The sequence below is a fragment of the Flagellimonas beolgyonensis genome (assembly GCF_003992615.1).
Lineage (GTDB): Bacteria > Bacteroidota > Bacteroidia > Flavobacteriales > Flavobacteriaceae > Flagellimonas > Flagellimonas beolgyonensis.
Genome location: NZ_RZMY01000015.1, coordinates 172,952 through 187,613, shown reverse-complemented (window position 1 = coordinate 187,613; position 14,662 = coordinate 172,952). Strand labels below are relative to the sequence as shown.

The 14,662-nt window shown below is 44.5% G+C and carries 10 protein-coding genes and 2 tRNA genes; 4 read left to right on the top strand and 8 right to left on the bottom strand.

Features of this window, described 5'->3' with window-relative positions:
- Positions 1-36 precede the first annotated feature (36 nt).
- From EO131_RS10945 to mutS, 3 genes are all read right to left on the bottom strand, one after another.
- Positions 37-121 (bottom strand) — tRNA-Leu (locus EO131_RS10945).
- A 40-nt stretch (positions 122-161) separates the two neighbouring features.
- A tRNA-Gly gene (locus EO131_RS10940) sits at positions 162-234 on the bottom strand.
- Positions 235-308: 74 nt separating this feature from the next.
- Entirely contained in the window at positions 309-2,891 is a 2,583-nt protein-coding gene (gene mutS, locus EO131_RS10935) for a DNA mismatch repair protein MutS (protein ID WP_127021832.1), read from the bottom strand.
- 149 nt (positions 2,892-3,040) lie between these two features.
- Here mutS and EO131_RS10930 point away from each other — a divergent pair, with 149 nt between their 5' ends.
- Positions 3,041-3,580, top strand: coding sequence for an RNA methyltransferase (locus EO131_RS10930; RefSeq protein ID WP_127021787.1), 540 nt, complete (start codon positions 3,041-3,043; stop codon positions 3,578-3,580).
- A 116-nt stretch (positions 3,581-3,696) separates the two neighbouring features.
- Here the strand turns inward: EO131_RS10930 and folK are convergent, their stop codons facing one another.
- Complete coding sequence (gene folK / locus EO131_RS10925) at positions 3,697-4,842, bottom strand: 2-amino-4-hydroxy-6-hydroxymethyldihydropteridine diphosphokinase (protein ID WP_127021785.1); 1,146 nt, start codon at positions 4,840-4,842, stop codon at positions 3,697-3,699.
- Positions 4,843-4,913: 71 nt separating this feature from the next.
- Between folK and sppA the strand changes: the two genes are divergently transcribed.
- The 3 genes from sppA to EO131_RS10910 are packed head-to-tail and all read left to right on the top strand — an operon-like array spanning position 4,914 to position 10,115.
- A complete protein-coding gene (sppA, locus tag EO131_RS10920) occupies positions 4,914-6,674 on the top strand; it encodes a signal peptide peptidase SppA (RefSeq protein WP_127021783.1) in 1,761 nt (586 codons plus the stop codon).
- Positions 6,675-6,677: 3 nt separating this feature from the next.
- Positions 6,678-7,385 carry a queuosine precursor transporter gene (locus EO131_RS10915; RefSeq protein WP_127021781.1) on the top strand — a complete coding sequence of 236 codons (708 nt, stop codon included), beginning with the start codon at positions 6,678-6,680 and terminating at the stop codon, positions 7,383-7,385.
- A 36-nt stretch (positions 7,386-7,421) separates the two neighbouring features.
- A complete protein-coding gene (locus EO131_RS10910; protein WP_127021779.1) occupies positions 7,422-10,115 on the top strand; it encodes an AsmA-like C-terminal region-containing protein in 2,694 nt (897 codons plus the stop codon).
- Between the two features lie 30 nt (positions 10,116-10,145).
- On the opposite strand, the gene EO131_RS10905 is transcribed toward EO131_RS10910, so the two are convergent.
- From EO131_RS10905 to EO131_RS10890, 4 genes are all read right to left on the bottom strand, one after another.
- Positions 10,146-10,913, bottom strand: coding sequence for a DUF6090 family protein (locus EO131_RS10905; protein ID WP_127021777.1), 768 nt, complete (start codon positions 10,911-10,913; stop codon positions 10,146-10,148).
- A 33-nt stretch (positions 10,914-10,946) separates the two neighbouring features.
- Entirely contained in the window at positions 10,947-12,281 is a 1,335-nt protein-coding gene (locus EO131_RS10900; protein WP_127021775.1) for a YfcC family protein, read from the bottom strand.
- Between the two features lie 247 nt (positions 12,282-12,528).
- Positions 12,529-13,206 carry a hypothetical protein gene (locus tag EO131_RS10895; protein WP_127021773.1) on the bottom strand — a complete coding sequence of 226 codons (678 nt, stop codon included), beginning with the start codon at positions 13,204-13,206 and terminating at the stop codon, positions 12,529-12,531.
- 153 nt (positions 13,207-13,359) lie between these two features.
- Complete coding sequence (locus EO131_RS10890) at positions 13,360-14,649, bottom strand: APC family permease (protein WP_127021771.1); 1,290 nt, start codon at positions 14,647-14,649, stop codon at positions 13,360-13,362.
- Positions 14,650-14,662 lie beyond the last annotated feature (13 nt).

The window sequence follows — 14,662 nt, the reverse complement described above, 5'->3', positions numbered from 1 at the left end:
AACCCCGAAGATCAATTGATCTTCGGGGTTTTTGCGTACTCGAGGCGGGACTTGAACCCGCACGGGCATAATGCCCACAGGATTTTAAGTCCGGCGTGTCTACCAATTCCACCACTCGAGCCTGGACTTGAAACAAAAAAACGCTGCAAGCAGCGTTTTTGAGCGAAAAACGGGATTCGAACCCGCGACCTCCACCTTGGCAAGGTGATGCTCTACCAACTGAGCTATTTTCGCATTGTAAAGAACCCGCTCTTTTTCTAAGCGCGGATGCAAATTTAATACATTTCTGCAAAAAAGAAAGAATTTTTTTAGGAAGAAGCTTTTTTCTTTTTGCTCAACATGCGTTTGATCTCGTTCAATTTCATAAGTGCCTCAACCGGAGTCAGTGTGTCGATGTCCAAATGCAAGATTTCCTCCTTGATTTCTTCCAACAACGGGTCGTCCAAGTTGAAAAAACTCAACTGCATCTCGTTCTGGGTCGCCTGCAATTTATCTGTCATTTCTTCGCTTGAATGCGATTTTTCGAGTTTTTTCAGGATTTTATTTGCCTTTTGGATGACTTGTTGGGGCATGCCCGACATTTTCGCCACATGGATACCAAAACTGTGCTCGCTGCCCCCCGGAACCAGTTTGCGTAAGAATAACACATTGTCTTCCAACTCCTTTACCGAAACATTAAAATTCTTAATGCGTGGAAACGTCGTGGTCATTTCGTTCAGCTCGTGGTAATGGGTGGCAAACAGGGTCTTGGCCCTGGCAGGGTGCTCGTGCAAATATTCGGAAATGGCCCAAGCAATGGAAATACCATCATAGGTGCTGGTTCCCCGACCGATCTCATCCAACAACACCAAACTGCGTTCGGAAAGGTTGTTCAAAATCGAGGCGGTTTCGTTCATTTCCACCATAAAGGTCGATTCCCCCATCGAAATATTGTCGCTGGCCCCAACTCGGGTAAAAATCTTGTCCACCAAACCAATGTTCGCTTCCGAAGCGGGTACAAAACTGCCCATTTGAGCCAATAGCACAATCAAGGCCGTTTGCCGTAAAATGGCCGATTTACCACTCATGTTCGGACCTGTGATCATAATAATTTGCTGGTCCTCCCGGTTCAGGCACACATCGTTGGTCACATAACTTTCGCCCAAGGGCAATTGTTTTTCGATTACCGGATGGCGCCCTTCCTTAATGTCAAGCACGGTGGAGTCGTTTACCTCAGGCTGCACATAATTGTTTTCGATAGCGAGTTGGGCAAAACCACACAAACAGTCGAGTTGGGCGACCAAATGGGCATTCTGCTGTACCGGACGGATATACTCTTGCATCCAGACCAATAGCCGTTCGAACAATTGCTGCTCCAACTGGTAAATGCGTTCCTCAGCGCCCAAGATCTTGGATTCGTATTCTTTCAGTTCCTCGGTAATGTACCGTTCGGCATTCACCAAGGTCTGTTTGCGGATCCAGGTTTCAGGAACTTTATCCTTGTGGGTATTACGTACTTCGATATAATAGCCAAATACGTTGTTGGACGCAATTTTGAGGGAGGTAATGCCCGTTTCCTTCGATTCGCGTTCCAGCATTTGGTCCAAATAGTCCTTTCCGGAAAAGGCCAGGTTGCGGAGTTCATCCAGTTCCTGGGAGTACCCTTGGGCAATGGTGTTGCCTTTGGCAATGTTTACCGGGGCCTCCTCGTTCAATACCTCCTTGATTTTTGAACGAAGTGGTTCACAACCATCCAAACGTTGACCAATATTCTGTAGGGATGCATTGGTGCTCTGTTCGGCCAATTGTTTGATGGGTACCAACGCCTCCATCGAATTTTTAAGCTGAATCACTTCCTTCGGATTGATTTTGCCTGTGGCCAGTTTGGAGATCAAACGTTCCAGGTCACCCATCTGTTTGATCCAATGCTGCATTTTTTCCAAGGATTCGGTAGTCGCCTTCAAAAAGGCCACCACTTGATGGCGTTCCTGTATCTTTTCCTTGTTTTTTAAGGGAAGGGCCAGCCAACGTTTCAATAAACGCCCGCCCATGGGGGACAGGGTCTTGTCGATGATGTCCAACAAGGTCACCGCATTCTGATTGGGAGAGTGGTACAGTTCCAGATTTCGGATGGTAAAACGGTCCATCCACACATACTCTTCTTCCGCAATACGCTGGATACGATTGATGTGCTGTAACCGGCTATGCTGTGTTTCCGATAGGTAATGCAATACGGCGCCGGAGGCAATGATACCTTGGTTGAGGTGGTCGATGCCAAAACCTTTTAAGGTCTTGGTGCCAAAATGGTTGTTCAGACTTTCATCGGCATAATCTTCCTGAAAAATCCAATCTTCCATGAAAAAAGTATGGAGTTGGTTGCCGAATTGCTCCACAAACTCTTTTCTGTGCGACTTGGAAACCAATACTTCGTTGGGGGCAAAATTCTGCAGCAGTTTGTCCACCTGTTCCACCGACCCTTCGGACGTTAAAAACTCACCTGTGGAAATATCCAAAAAGGCAATCCCCAATTTGTTGCGCCCAAAATGGACAGCACATAAAAAGTTGTTGTTCTTGGCCGAAAGAATATCGTCGTTAAGGGCTACCCCCGGTGTAACCAGTTCGGTTACACCACGCTTTACAATGCTCTTGGTTTGTTTGGGGTCTTCCAATTGATCGCAAATGGCCACGCGTTGCCCCGCTTTTACCAATTTTGGTAAATAGGTGTTCAGGGAATGGTGCGGAAAACCGGCCAATTCGGTTTGGTTGCCCCCATTGTTCCGGTGCGTAAGGATAATGCCCAATATTTTGGCGGCCTTTACAGCATCTTCGCCAAAGGTTTCATAAAAATCCCCAACGCGGAACAACAACAGGGCATCAGGATGCTTTACCTTGATGGCGTTGTACTGTTGCATCAACGGGGTTACTTTCTTTGTCTTTTTATTGGCTGCCAAAGCGATTTTATTCTGTTACTTTTGCCCTGCAACAGGCAGGGAAACGAATATATTGTTTTCGCGGGCCAACGAAAATTTTTGTTGATATTTTCACCCCAATGGTTAAAAAAATGAATCGAAAACTGGAGAATAGCGAGTTGGAACGCTTGGATGTGGAAGGTTTTAAGGCAGCGGAAAAGTCGCCCATTATTGTGGTATTGGACAATATTCGTAGCCTGAACAATATTGGCTCGGTCTTCCGGACCGCCGATGCCTTTTTGGTGGAAAAAATCTATCTGTGCGGCATTACGGCCACCCCGCCACACAAGGACATCCGCAAAACGGCACTCGGGGCCACAGAAAGCGTGGACTGGGAATATCGCAAGGATACGTTGGAACTCGTTCAAGATTTGAAACGGAACGGTATAAAAACCATTGCCGTGGAACAGGCCGAGAACGCGACCCAGCTCCATGATTTTGCCATTAATCCTAAAGAAACCGTAGCGCTGATTTTTGGCAACGAAGTAAAAGGGGTGGATCAGGAAGTGGTTTCCGCTTGCGATCAGGTGTTGGAAATTCCCCAATTTGGTACCAAGCATTCCCTGAACATTTCGGTAAGCGCTGGCATTGTGGTGTGGGATGTATGGTCCAAGTGGAAGGCCCTAAAATAAAAAAAGCCCCGAATGAACGGGGCTCCATATAAAGCTTGAGTTAGTTAGTTTCTTTTTAAGAGGGCTCTAAGAAAATAAAACCATTCGTTATATCCAAACATTTTCCAAAAATTCTCTTAAAACTCTGATGAAAGTATATCGTCTTCCAGTTTGGACAGGATAAATTCGTAATCCTCGGGACGGTGCACAAAATCCAACTCGCTAATGTCGATGATTAGGCTGTTCTGGTCCTGGTGGCTCTTGATAAAATCCAGATAGCCCCGGTTGATTTTTTCAAGGTATTCAGGGTCAATATTTTGTTCATAATCCCTTCCTCTTTTTTTGATATTGGCCAACAAGCGTTCCGTATTTTGATAGAGGTACAGGTAAATTTCAGGTTTTTTAACCTCCCGGTACATAAAGTTGAAGACCTTTCGGTATAGATTATATTCTTCCGGTTGTAAAGTGACCTTGGCAAAGATCAACGATTTAAAAATGTCGTAATCACTCACCATAAAGTTCTTGAACAGATCAAACTGGGAGGTATCGTCCATAAATTGTTGGTAGCGGTCCGCCAAAAAGGACATTTCCAAAGGAAAGGCATACCGCGCCTGATCCTCATAAAATTTGGGGAGAAAGGGGTTGTCGGCAAACCGTTCCAAGATCAATTTGGCATTGAAGTCCTCGGCGATCATGGTGGAAAGTGTGGTCTTTCCTGCGCCAATGTTGCCTTCGATGGAAATCAGTTGCAACTGGGAAAACAGTCCCGCACGATCCTTGAACAATTTGTATTTGGTCTTCGTCAGTTGGCTGCGGTCCTTGCATTCCTGTAAAAGGTTGCGGGTATCTTTTTGAAATACCGGATGGTAGAATTGGGGTGCAATATCTGCCAAGGGTCGCAAAACAAAGTTTCGGTTTTGCATTTGTGGATGGGGGATGACCAAATCTTCTGTGTGGATTACCTCGTTCCCGTAATAGATAATGTCGATATCCAAGGTACGGGAGGAATAGCCTTCCGTTTCCGAACGCACCCGCCCGAATGCCTTTTCAATTTCCAGTAGTTGTTGCAGCAGTTCGTTGGGCTTCAGTTCAGTGAGTAGGGAAATGCAAATGTTTAAAAAGGGATCGCCCTCAAAACCAACAGCCGGATTTTCATACACCGACGAGATGTCGAGCACTGTTCCCACATCCTTTTGAATGCGAAAAATGGCTTTTTGAAGGGTTGCCAGCCGATGGCCCAAGTTGCTTCCCAGGGAAAGATATACCTTTTGTTTTCGGATCATAATCGAAGAAACAAAGTAAACAAAACAATACTACAATGGTTATATTTGGGGAGTAATAAATTTTTTATTGAATGAACTTTTTGAGAAATTTTTTGGCCTCGATATTGGGTAGTTTGGTGGCTTTTGGAATCATTATGGTCATGTTCTTTTTCTTTTTGGCCTTAATGGGCAGTGGGGATGATGGTGTAGTGGTCAAAAAGAACTCCGTTTTGGAAATAGAGTTCTTGGCACCCATCAAGGATTATGTGGGTAAGGATGAGGCAGATCCCTTTGCAGGCTTTTGGGGACCAGAGATGGGGTTGGACGAGATCATTCACGCCATTAAAGTGGCCAAGGAAGATGAGCATATAAAAGGCATTAGCCTGACCACTGGTTTTTTACAGGCCGGCATGGCGCAGACCCGTGAAATTCGCAAGGCCTTATTGGACTTTAAGGAATCTGGGAAGTTTATAACCTCCCATTCCGACTTTTATGCACAAAAAGACTATTATTTGGCCAGTGTGGCCGATGAGGTGTACCTAAATCCGGTCGGTAGTTTGGATTTTAAGGGTTTGGCCACGGAAGTGTTGTACTATAAGGACCTTCAGGAAAAATCAGGGATCAAAATGGAAGTGATACGCCATGGCAAATATAAAAGTGCCGTGGAACCTTTTTTATCCAATACCATGAGTGATGAAAACCGTACCCAGATCCAAGAATTGCTGACTTCCATTTGGGATGTAATGGTGGATGATATTTCGGAGTCACGTCAAATAGCCCCTGAAAACCTGAACACCATTGCCGATACTTTGGGAGGCCGACTGCCCAAATATGCGGTGGCTTCCGGCCTGTTGGATGGGACATTGTATTTTGATGAATATGAGGACCTGCTCAAAAGCAAAATAGGAGTTGGCGAAGACGACGAACTCAATTATGTATCCCTAACCGATTATGTAGATAAGGCCAAAACAAGAAAGTTGGAGACCGGTTCCGATAAAATAGCGGTGATCTATGCCCAGGGCGAGATTTTCTTCGGGGAGGGCGGTAAGGATTATATTGGCCAAGGACTCATTGTGGATGCCTTGAAGAAAGCGGTAAAAAACGAAAACATCAAAGCCATTGTGTTTCGAGTGGATTCTCCTGGCGGAAGTGCCTTGGTGTCCGACATTATTTGGCGCGAAATGCAACTGGCCAAAAAAGAAAAGCCCTTGGTCGTTTCCTTTGGAAACGTGGCCGCATCCGGTGGCTACTATATTGGGGTGGGGGGCGACAAGATTTTTGCCGAACCGACCACCATTACAGGCTCCATTGGAGTGTTTGGGACCATTCCCAACATCAATGAATTGGCAGGCACTGTTGGGATCAATGCCGAACAGGTCGGGACCAATAAAAATTCGGTGGATTATTCCGTTTTTGAACCTATGACCGATAGTTTCCGCGATGTGGTGCAGGAAGGGATAGAAGATGTGTATACCACCTTTTTAAGTCGGGTGGCCCAAGGTCGCAACATGACCGTGGAGCAGGTAGATGCCCTTGCCCAAGGACGTGTATGGAGCGGAGTGGATGCCAAAGCGAACGGTTTGGTGGACGAGCTCGGCGATTTGGACGATGCCATTGCCGCTGCTGCCGAAATGGCCAACCTGTCGGATTATGGTATCCGAAAATATCCAAGGTATAAAACCGATTTTGAACGTTTTATGGAAGATTTGGGCGGCATGAAAAGCAAATTGGGTGCTTCGGTCATTGAAGAAGAAATCGGAACGGAAGCCTATAAGTTATTGAAAGAATTCAAGGAGTTGGGCAAACAGGAGGGGATTCAGGCCAAGATGCCGTTCAATTTGAACATTAAATAACGTATGACGCAGGGCGACAAAAGAAAAGCGTTTACCATTTATCTCTATCTCGGGGCACTGTTCATCACCTCCTTGGTGGTGTCCAACCTGATCTTTCAAAAGTTTTTTCATTGGTACCCATTTGGTGATGTCACCGTTTTTGGGGCACCGCTATTTGAATTGTCAGTGGGTATTTTGCCCTATCCCATCACCTTTTTGATCACGGACTTGATTTCCGAGATCTATGGACAAAAAAAGGCCAACCAAGTGGTCACGGCCGGAATTTTCGCTTCGTTTTTTTCCATGGGCATCATTTTATTGGCGGTATACTCCGATGCCATTCCCTCATCTCCAGTGGACAATGAAACGTTCACCAAAGTGTTCGGTCTGTCGCCATTGGGAGTGTTGGCATCCATGTTGGCCTATTTGGCCGCACAGTACATCGACATCACCATTTATCACTTTTGGAAACGGATTACGGAGGGCAGAATGTTGTGGCTACGAAACAATTTTTCCACCTTCTCCTCCCAGTTCATCGATACGTTGACCGTAATCACCTTGTTGTGTTTGTTTGGAGTGCTTCCATGGGATAAATTTTATGGGCTGCTGATCAGCGGTTTCATTTTTAAAATAATAATTGCCCTTTTCGACACCCCTTTCCTGTATTTGCTCGTATATCTAATGCGTAAAAGATTTAACTTAAAAATAGGGGAAGAAATTTCTTTGGATTGATATCTTCTCCTTTAATTTGTTGTAAAACATGTAAGTATGAAGAAAAAAGTCCTAAAGATTACCAGCATAACCCTACTTATCCTACTTGTTCTGATCATCGCGGTTCCCTTTTTCCTGCAAGGCAAGATTGAACAGATCATCAAGAATAAAGTCAACAACAGCATCAATGCCACCTTGGATTTTGAGGATGCTAATTTAAGCTTGCTCAAAAGCTTCCCAAATGCCCATGTGGAACTCACCAAAATCACCTTGGTGAACAAGGCCCCTTTTGAAGGCGACACTCTTTTTGCCTCGGATGAAATTGCCCTTTCCATGTCCATTAAGGAATTGTTCAAATCCGCCGATGAGCCGATTGTAATCAAGCGGTTGAACATCGATAAGGCCAAATTGAACATTTTGGTGGATGCAGATGAAAATGCCAATTACGATATCGCCAAGGAAGAAGAAGGCACCCCATCAGATGCTGCAGAGGGGTCTGATGACAATTTTACCCTGGCCATGGATTCCTATGCCATTACCAATTCGGAGATTGTTTATGATGATAGGGCAGGGGGCATGCGATTGGTCATTTCTGAAATGAACCACTCCGGAACCGGGGATCTGTCCTTGGAAAAATCGGAGCTAAAGACTTTGACGGATGCCTTGGTTTCCTTCGAAATGGACAGCACCCAATACTTGAACAAGAACAAGATCAATTTGGATGCGCTTATCGGTATAGACCTCGCGGAGAGCAAATATTCCTTTTTGGAGAACAAGGCCATGGTAAACCAATTGCCGTTGGTATTCGATGGTTTTGTAAAAGTGAACGAGGACAACCAAGAGGTGGATATCACCTTTAAAACACCCTCTTCCGATTTCAAGAACTTTTTGGCCGTAATTCCCGAAGCCTATTCCAAGAACATCGAAACTGTGGAAACCACGGGCAACTTTGAAGTGAACGGCCAGTTTAAGGGCATTGTGGACGATGAGCATATCCCGACGTTCAAGATTGCCATCAACTCGGATAATGCCTCTTTCAAATATCCGGACCTGCCCAAAGCGGTACGCAATGTGTTCATCGATACCGAGATCAACAACGAAACCGGAATCACGGAGGATACCTATGTCAACATCAACAAATTGTCCTTTACCATTGATCAGGACAAGTTCAACATGAATGCCAATATCAGGGAACTGATGGGCAATACCAAGGTGAACGGGCATATGGATGGCAAGATCAACCTGGCCAATATTTCACAAGCCTATCCCGTTCCATCGGGCTTTAACCTGAAAGGCATGTTGAATGCAGATGTGACCACCAGTTTTGATATGGCTTCCTTGGAGAAAAAACAATACCAGAATACCCGGACCAGTGGTACCATGCAGTTGACCGGTTTTGAGTACAACTCCGAGGAAATGAAGCATCCTGTGGTGATCGACAAAGCGGCCATGACCTTTAACCCGCAAACGGTGACCCTGAATGCCTTTGAAGGGAAAACTGGATCGACCGATTTCAATGCCACCGGAACTCTGACCAATCTATTGGGCTTTATGTTCAACGATGAAAATGTGGAGGGAAATTTCAAGTTGGCTTCCAACCAGTTTGCCTTGAACGATTTTATGATGGAAGATGCGGAGCCCACCGAGGGTGGAACCGAAGGAGAAACAACATCCACAGGCGACGAACGTATCAAAATTCCTTCCTTTTTGGATTGTACCGTTGAGGCAACCGCCAATACGGTGCTGTATGACGACCTAAAACTTAAAAATGTAAAGGGCACCTTGATCATTAAAGATGAAACGGCTACCGTTAAAAATTTGACATCCGATTTGTTCGGGGGTACCTTGGGGGTAGATGGGTATGTGTCCACCAAAGGTGATACTTCCACTTTCGATATGGATTTGGGTATGAACAATTTCAATATTGGGGAATCCTTTGCGGGCTTGGAACTATTAAAAGTGCTTACGCCTTTGGCCGCAGCCTTGGAAGGTAAGTTGAATTCCGATATTAACCTTTCCGGTAACCTAAACGAGGATTTTACACCCAATTTAGCTACTATATCCGGGAAATTGTTGGCAGAACTGTTATCCCCCAAATTGGATGCCCAAAAGGCACCTTTGGTATCTTCCTTGGACAGTAAATTGAATTTCTTGGACACGAAGGAAATCAATTTGGATGGACTAAAGACCGTGTTGAACTTTGACAACGGCACCGTACAAGTGAAGCCATTTGCATTGAAGTATAAAGATATCGCCATCAATGTGGATGGTAGCCATACCTTCGACAAGCAAATGAAGTACACTGCTACTTTGGATGTGCCCGCCAAATATTTGGGTCCAGAAGTGAACAAGTTGATCGCACAAATGAACGACGAAAGTTTGAAGGAAGTTACCGTGCCGGTTACGGCCAACATCGGGGGCAGTTTTACCGATCCATCCGTATCCACGGATTTAACTTCTGGAGTAAAGACACTGACCACCAAGTTAGTGGAAATCCAAAAACAGAAGCTCGTCAATAAGGGTAAGGATACCGCCAAGGATTTGCTTTCGGACGTGTTCAAAAAGAACGAAGGAGATTCCACTGCTACCAAAAATACTGGGGTCAAAGATGCCATCGGTACCATTTTGGGTGGTGACAAGACCCAGGAAACCGATACCACCAAGACACCTACAGCCGAAGACCAGGTGAAGAAAACTGCCAAATCCGTATTGGGCGGATTATTGAAAAAGAAAAAGGATACCGTTAACTAACAAAAAGGGCGATGGAAAATCGCCCTTTTTTTATTCTTTGATTTCGCTGGTGATCACTTGAAGGATGGTATCCATGTTTTGCATCAAAGGGGCATAATGCAGTGTTTCGGTGGTAATGCTCGTAAGAATGAACATGAGCATATTGTTTTCAAATTCCGTGGACTGCAATAGCGATAAGTTGCTGATAGGTTCCGTTCCAACAGGGAGATTCAATTCACTGGAAACCCCGGTTTGGTCATAAATGGTTTTGATGCTATTCTTGTTGGACCGGAACATATTGATGACGTTGTTTCTTTCGTGGTTCAGCATGTTTTCCTGTTCCTTGATGTCTTCCAAGTTTGATAGCCAATTGGTCAGTAAAATGCGCAACTGCGGATTCGAAATATCCTTTAAACTTCCGGAATTGACCATTTCATTCAACAAAGAACTATTGGGATGGAAGGATATATCGAAAGCAAAGGCATTGTACAACAGGTTGGACAGCTCCATTTCATCAGGTTGGGTGTTGTTGTTCACCATGTAAGCGACAATTTTCTTGGAATCCTCATAGCTTTGCTTGTTGTACGCTATCAATTCCTTCAATTTTAACCGACTGGTCTCAAACTCAGCTTGCAACCCCTTTAGATATACCTGTTCCTTTTCACGTTTGACCTGGGTTTCATTGGCATTGTTGATGGCAAGGGCAATCAAGATCCCGATGACCACCAGTACAATTTCCCCGATTGCATAGAGCAGGTAATTGCTGAATTTTTTCTCTTCGATGAATCCTTTTCTGATTCTTCTAAAAAACTTGAGCATTTTTGGATGGTTTGGTTTTGCCCGCTCTATCGCTTATTGATACCCAGTGGCCACTGCAAAAATGATGGCCAAGGCACCGATCAGGAGCATGAACAACGTTGGTTTCCAAGCAAATTTAAGCCATTTGTTATAAGGTACATTGGCAATCGCCAAAACCGCCATGAGGGCGCCATTGGTGGGCACGAGCATATCGGCCATTACCGCTCCATATTGGTAGGCCAGTACACAGGTTTGCCGCGATAGGCCGATCAAATCGGATAAGGGCACCAATACGGGCATGGTCAATATGGCCTGACCGGAGTAACTGGGTACCGGAAAATGCAGCACGGCATGGGAAACCATCATGAGAATGCCCGAAGTGGCCGGGGAAAAGTTTTGCAGCGGACCAAAAAGGCCATACACGATCGTATCCATGATCATGCCATCGGTCAACACAATGGAGATGCTGTTGGCCAGCCCCATAATAATGGCCGCGAACAACATTTCCTTCATACCGGCAATATAGGTTTCGCTGGTTTCGTTCAAACTCATTTTGGCTAGCAAGGCAGCAACGATGCCCAAACCAAAAAAACAGGCCGACATTTGGTTGAAACCCCAATCAAATTTGAGGATACCATACACCGTGACACCAAAGGTGAGGCCCAATAGCCATAGGATGATGGTACTCCGAACACCCATTTTTTCATCGGATGGGGCCATTATCGTTTTCTCGATCCGATGGTTTCGGGCGTAATACAACAAATACATTAGCCATAAAACAAAAGCGATCAACAAGACTATCAATCGTAAAGTACTGCCAGATAGAAGTTGCAACGAAGCTTCTTTTTGGGCAATAAGCACCGCAAACGGGTTGGACGGACTAAAGGAACTGCCCAAAACGGTAGAGCCATAACTGGCATAGAGCATGGTAAATGCATTGTAGCCCAAACTTTTACCGAACAGTAACAGTATGGGCGTCATGGCAACCACTTCCTCCTGCATGCCAATCGTAACCCCTGCCGTGGTGAACAATGTGGCCAATATGACCAATGCAACCGACTCCTTACCCTGAAGTGCGGATACCAACTTGGATAGCCCATCGTTGAGGGCCCCGGTTTTTTCAATGATATAGAAGCAGCCTCCGATCAAAAAAATGAGAACGATAAGATCCGATCGGCCCGCAATGCCATTTGGAATGGCCACCAAAAGGTCAAAAAAACTTGGACTTTCAGCACTAACGGATTGGTAGGAATCGTTCACCACCCGGGTCACTCCCGTAACTTCATCGGTAATTCGCTCGTAGGAGCCTTGTGGAATAAGGTAAGTGAAAACCCAGGAAAGTAAAATAACTCCAAGGAGGATTACGAAGGCGTTGGGAAATTTTTTCATTTAAGGTTGGTTTTCAAATAAAATAATGGAGAACGCATCGAAATTGATACCTTTTACTGAAGGTTGTATTCCCAATCACCCATTCATGAAATCTTCCTCATTAAATCTGATGCTTATTCCAAATGAAGTTAAAAATATCATATTATATAAAAGACCCAATTAACACATTGATAGAAAGATACAATTTATTTTGAGACGGGGTTGCCTTGGTGTTTAAAGAGTAGTATTTGGGGATAACAACGGATTATTATTTGTCCCAATTGGGATTGATATATTTTTTCACGAAAAAATAGCCGATTATGGTTACACCTTCGTTAATGATAAACAATAGCCCAATACCAATAACTGCACGTGACAATATTTGTTTCTGTACCATTAAATATTCCAAAAGCCCAAAAATAGGTCCCCATATGATGTAGGGCAATAGGATGAGATACAATAAAAACCACAAGGTTTTGTACTTGTTGGCGATTGATTTGTAGGCAACTATCAATGGTGGAATGCAAATGACCCAAATGACAATAGTGACAACGGCATAGGTTGCGTAGGTATTTCCGAAAATATAGGTAGAAGCAAATAGTTCATCATTCATCCCGAACATTGGCATTACCATTCGTTGCAGCGGTAATTGTGCAAATATCATGGCAAAACCCAAATGTTTTTTATAATCCGAGGTGTGATTTTTCATTAAATAAGCCCCGACATACATCATGATAAAACTAAACAACGGTCCTGCGTATGTGGCTAGGTAGGTTACTTTGCCCACATTGCAAGCCGTTGAAAAGCTATTGAAACTTTTTGTGCCCCATTCTCCACAAATAAGGTAACCGACAAAATGGTGAACAAGTTCATGCAAGGAGGAATACAACATTATAATACAGTAGAAGGCCAGTAGGTATCTCCAATTGAGCTTTAGCTTGATCATTGTTAAATTTGAATCGTATCGACTAAAATTATGGTATTTGCTGTTAGTTATACCACCTGACTTAATGGATACAACTTGTCGATTTATAATTATGTGGTTTGGTTTGATGATGCTGAATCGGTGTTCATCCAATCCGCAAAAACATTTAAGAAGCTATTTGGTTCGGGAACGGCTCTTTTCCATTTTTTTATAGACCATTTCTATAAGAAAACAGAATGCAATCAAGGAAACAGCAATGATGACCCCCATTGCATTGGAACTGAATTGCTGTTGCAACAAGGCCAATAGGGCGATGCAGCAAAGTACACCTCCCACCATTGGAATCCATTTGGTGCTGCCCGTTTCTGCGGCCAATTTGAATCCAACAAAATTTACCATGGCAAAAATCAATAGGAAACCAACACTACCTGCTGTGGATATGCTTTCCAATTCCAAAGTATTTGTAAGTGTCAAAGTAAGTATGGCAGTAATCAGCAAACCGATGGGCTGGTTCCAAAGTTGATAGGTAAACTCGCTGGGCAGTTCGTCATCCTCCGCTATCTCATAACTTACCCTGCTGCCGCCATATAAAGAAGCATTGATGGCTGAAAAAGTAGAGATCAGCGCGGCTATGGTAATGATGGTAAATCCCACTTTGCCCAACATGGGCTTGGCAGCCTCGGCCAACACATAATCCTGGGCAGTGGCAATTTCTTTAAAGGGAAGGGAACCAACAGTCACCACAGCAATAATGATGTACAGACAAATGACAAAAATTATGGAACTGTAATACGCCCTTGGAATGTTCTTTTCTGGGTCTTTGATGTCCGGCGCGGCATTCGCGATCAGTTCAAACCCTTCGTAGGCCACAAAGATGACCATACCGCCGGTCAATAATTGGAGAGGAGCCTCCCAGTTCGATGGGGCAAGTTGATCCAGATTCGGGTTGCCCATCAATCCATAAATTCCAACCCCGATGAAACAGATCAAGATCACCAATTTGATGATCACGGCATAGGATTCAATCACCCCAACGACCTTGATGCTGTAATAGTTGATGGCCGAAGCGAGGATGATAATGCCGCTGGCGTAGATATGAAAATCCAGCTGACCGCCAGTTATCGCAAACAAGTTTGGGGCATAGGAACCAAAGGCCGAAGCATAGAGCGATAGCATAATGATGTAACTGATCCAAAGCAGGTTGTTGATGCCACCACTGAAAATGGTTTGTCCAAATCCTTGGTTGATGAATTTCACCGTACCACCCCGGTCAGGGTAGGTTTTGGAAAGCTTTACATAACTGTACGATGTGATCAAGGCAATGCCTCCTGCAAACAAAAAGGCCAATGGGGTTCCTCCTTTGGATAGGGAAACGGCCAACCCGAGAACGGCAAAAATACCGCCGCCCACCATACCACCGATTCCGATGGAAATGGCTTCCTTAAGGCCTATTTTTTCGCTCATTTTAAAAGATGTT

Excerpts from the sequence above, each read along its gene's own strand:
- mutS (WP_127021832.1), bottom strand. The coding sequence starts at position 2,891 with ATGCAACAGTACAACGCCATCAAGGTAAAGCATCCTGATGCCCTGTTG.
- EO131_RS10930 (WP_127021787.1), top strand. The coding sequence starts at position 3,041 with ATGAATCGAAAACTGGAGAATAGCGAGTTGGAACGCTTGGATGTGGAA.
- folK (WP_127021785.1), bottom strand. The coding sequence starts at position 4,842 with ATGATCCGAAAACAAAAGGTATATCTTTCCCTGGGAAGCAACTTGGGC.
- sppA (WP_127021783.1), top strand. The coding sequence starts at position 4,914 with ATGAACTTTTTGAGAAATTTTTTGGCCTCGATATTGGGTAGTTTGGTG.
- EO131_RS10915 (WP_127021781.1), top strand. The coding sequence starts at position 6,678 with ATGACGCAGGGCGACAAAAGAAAAGCGTTTACCATTTATCTCTATCTC.
- EO131_RS10910 (WP_127021779.1), top strand. The coding sequence starts at position 7,422 with ATGAAGAAAAAAGTCCTAAAGATTACCAGCATAACCCTACTTATCCTA.
- EO131_RS10905 (WP_127021777.1), bottom strand. The coding sequence starts at position 10,913 with ATGCTCAAGTTTTTTAGAAGAATCAGAAAAGGATTCATCGAAGAGAAA.
- EO131_RS10900 (WP_127021775.1), bottom strand. The coding sequence starts at position 12,281 with ATGAAAAAATTTCCCAACGCCTTCGTAATCCTCCTTGGAGTTATTTTA.
- EO131_RS10895 (WP_127021773.1), bottom strand. The coding sequence starts at position 13,206 with ATGATCAAGCTAAAGCTCAATTGGAGATACCTACTGGCCTTCTACTGT.
- EO131_RS10890 (WP_127021771.1), bottom strand. The coding sequence starts at position 14,649 with ATGAGCGAAAAAATAGGCCTTAAGGAAGCCATTTCCATCGGAATCGGT.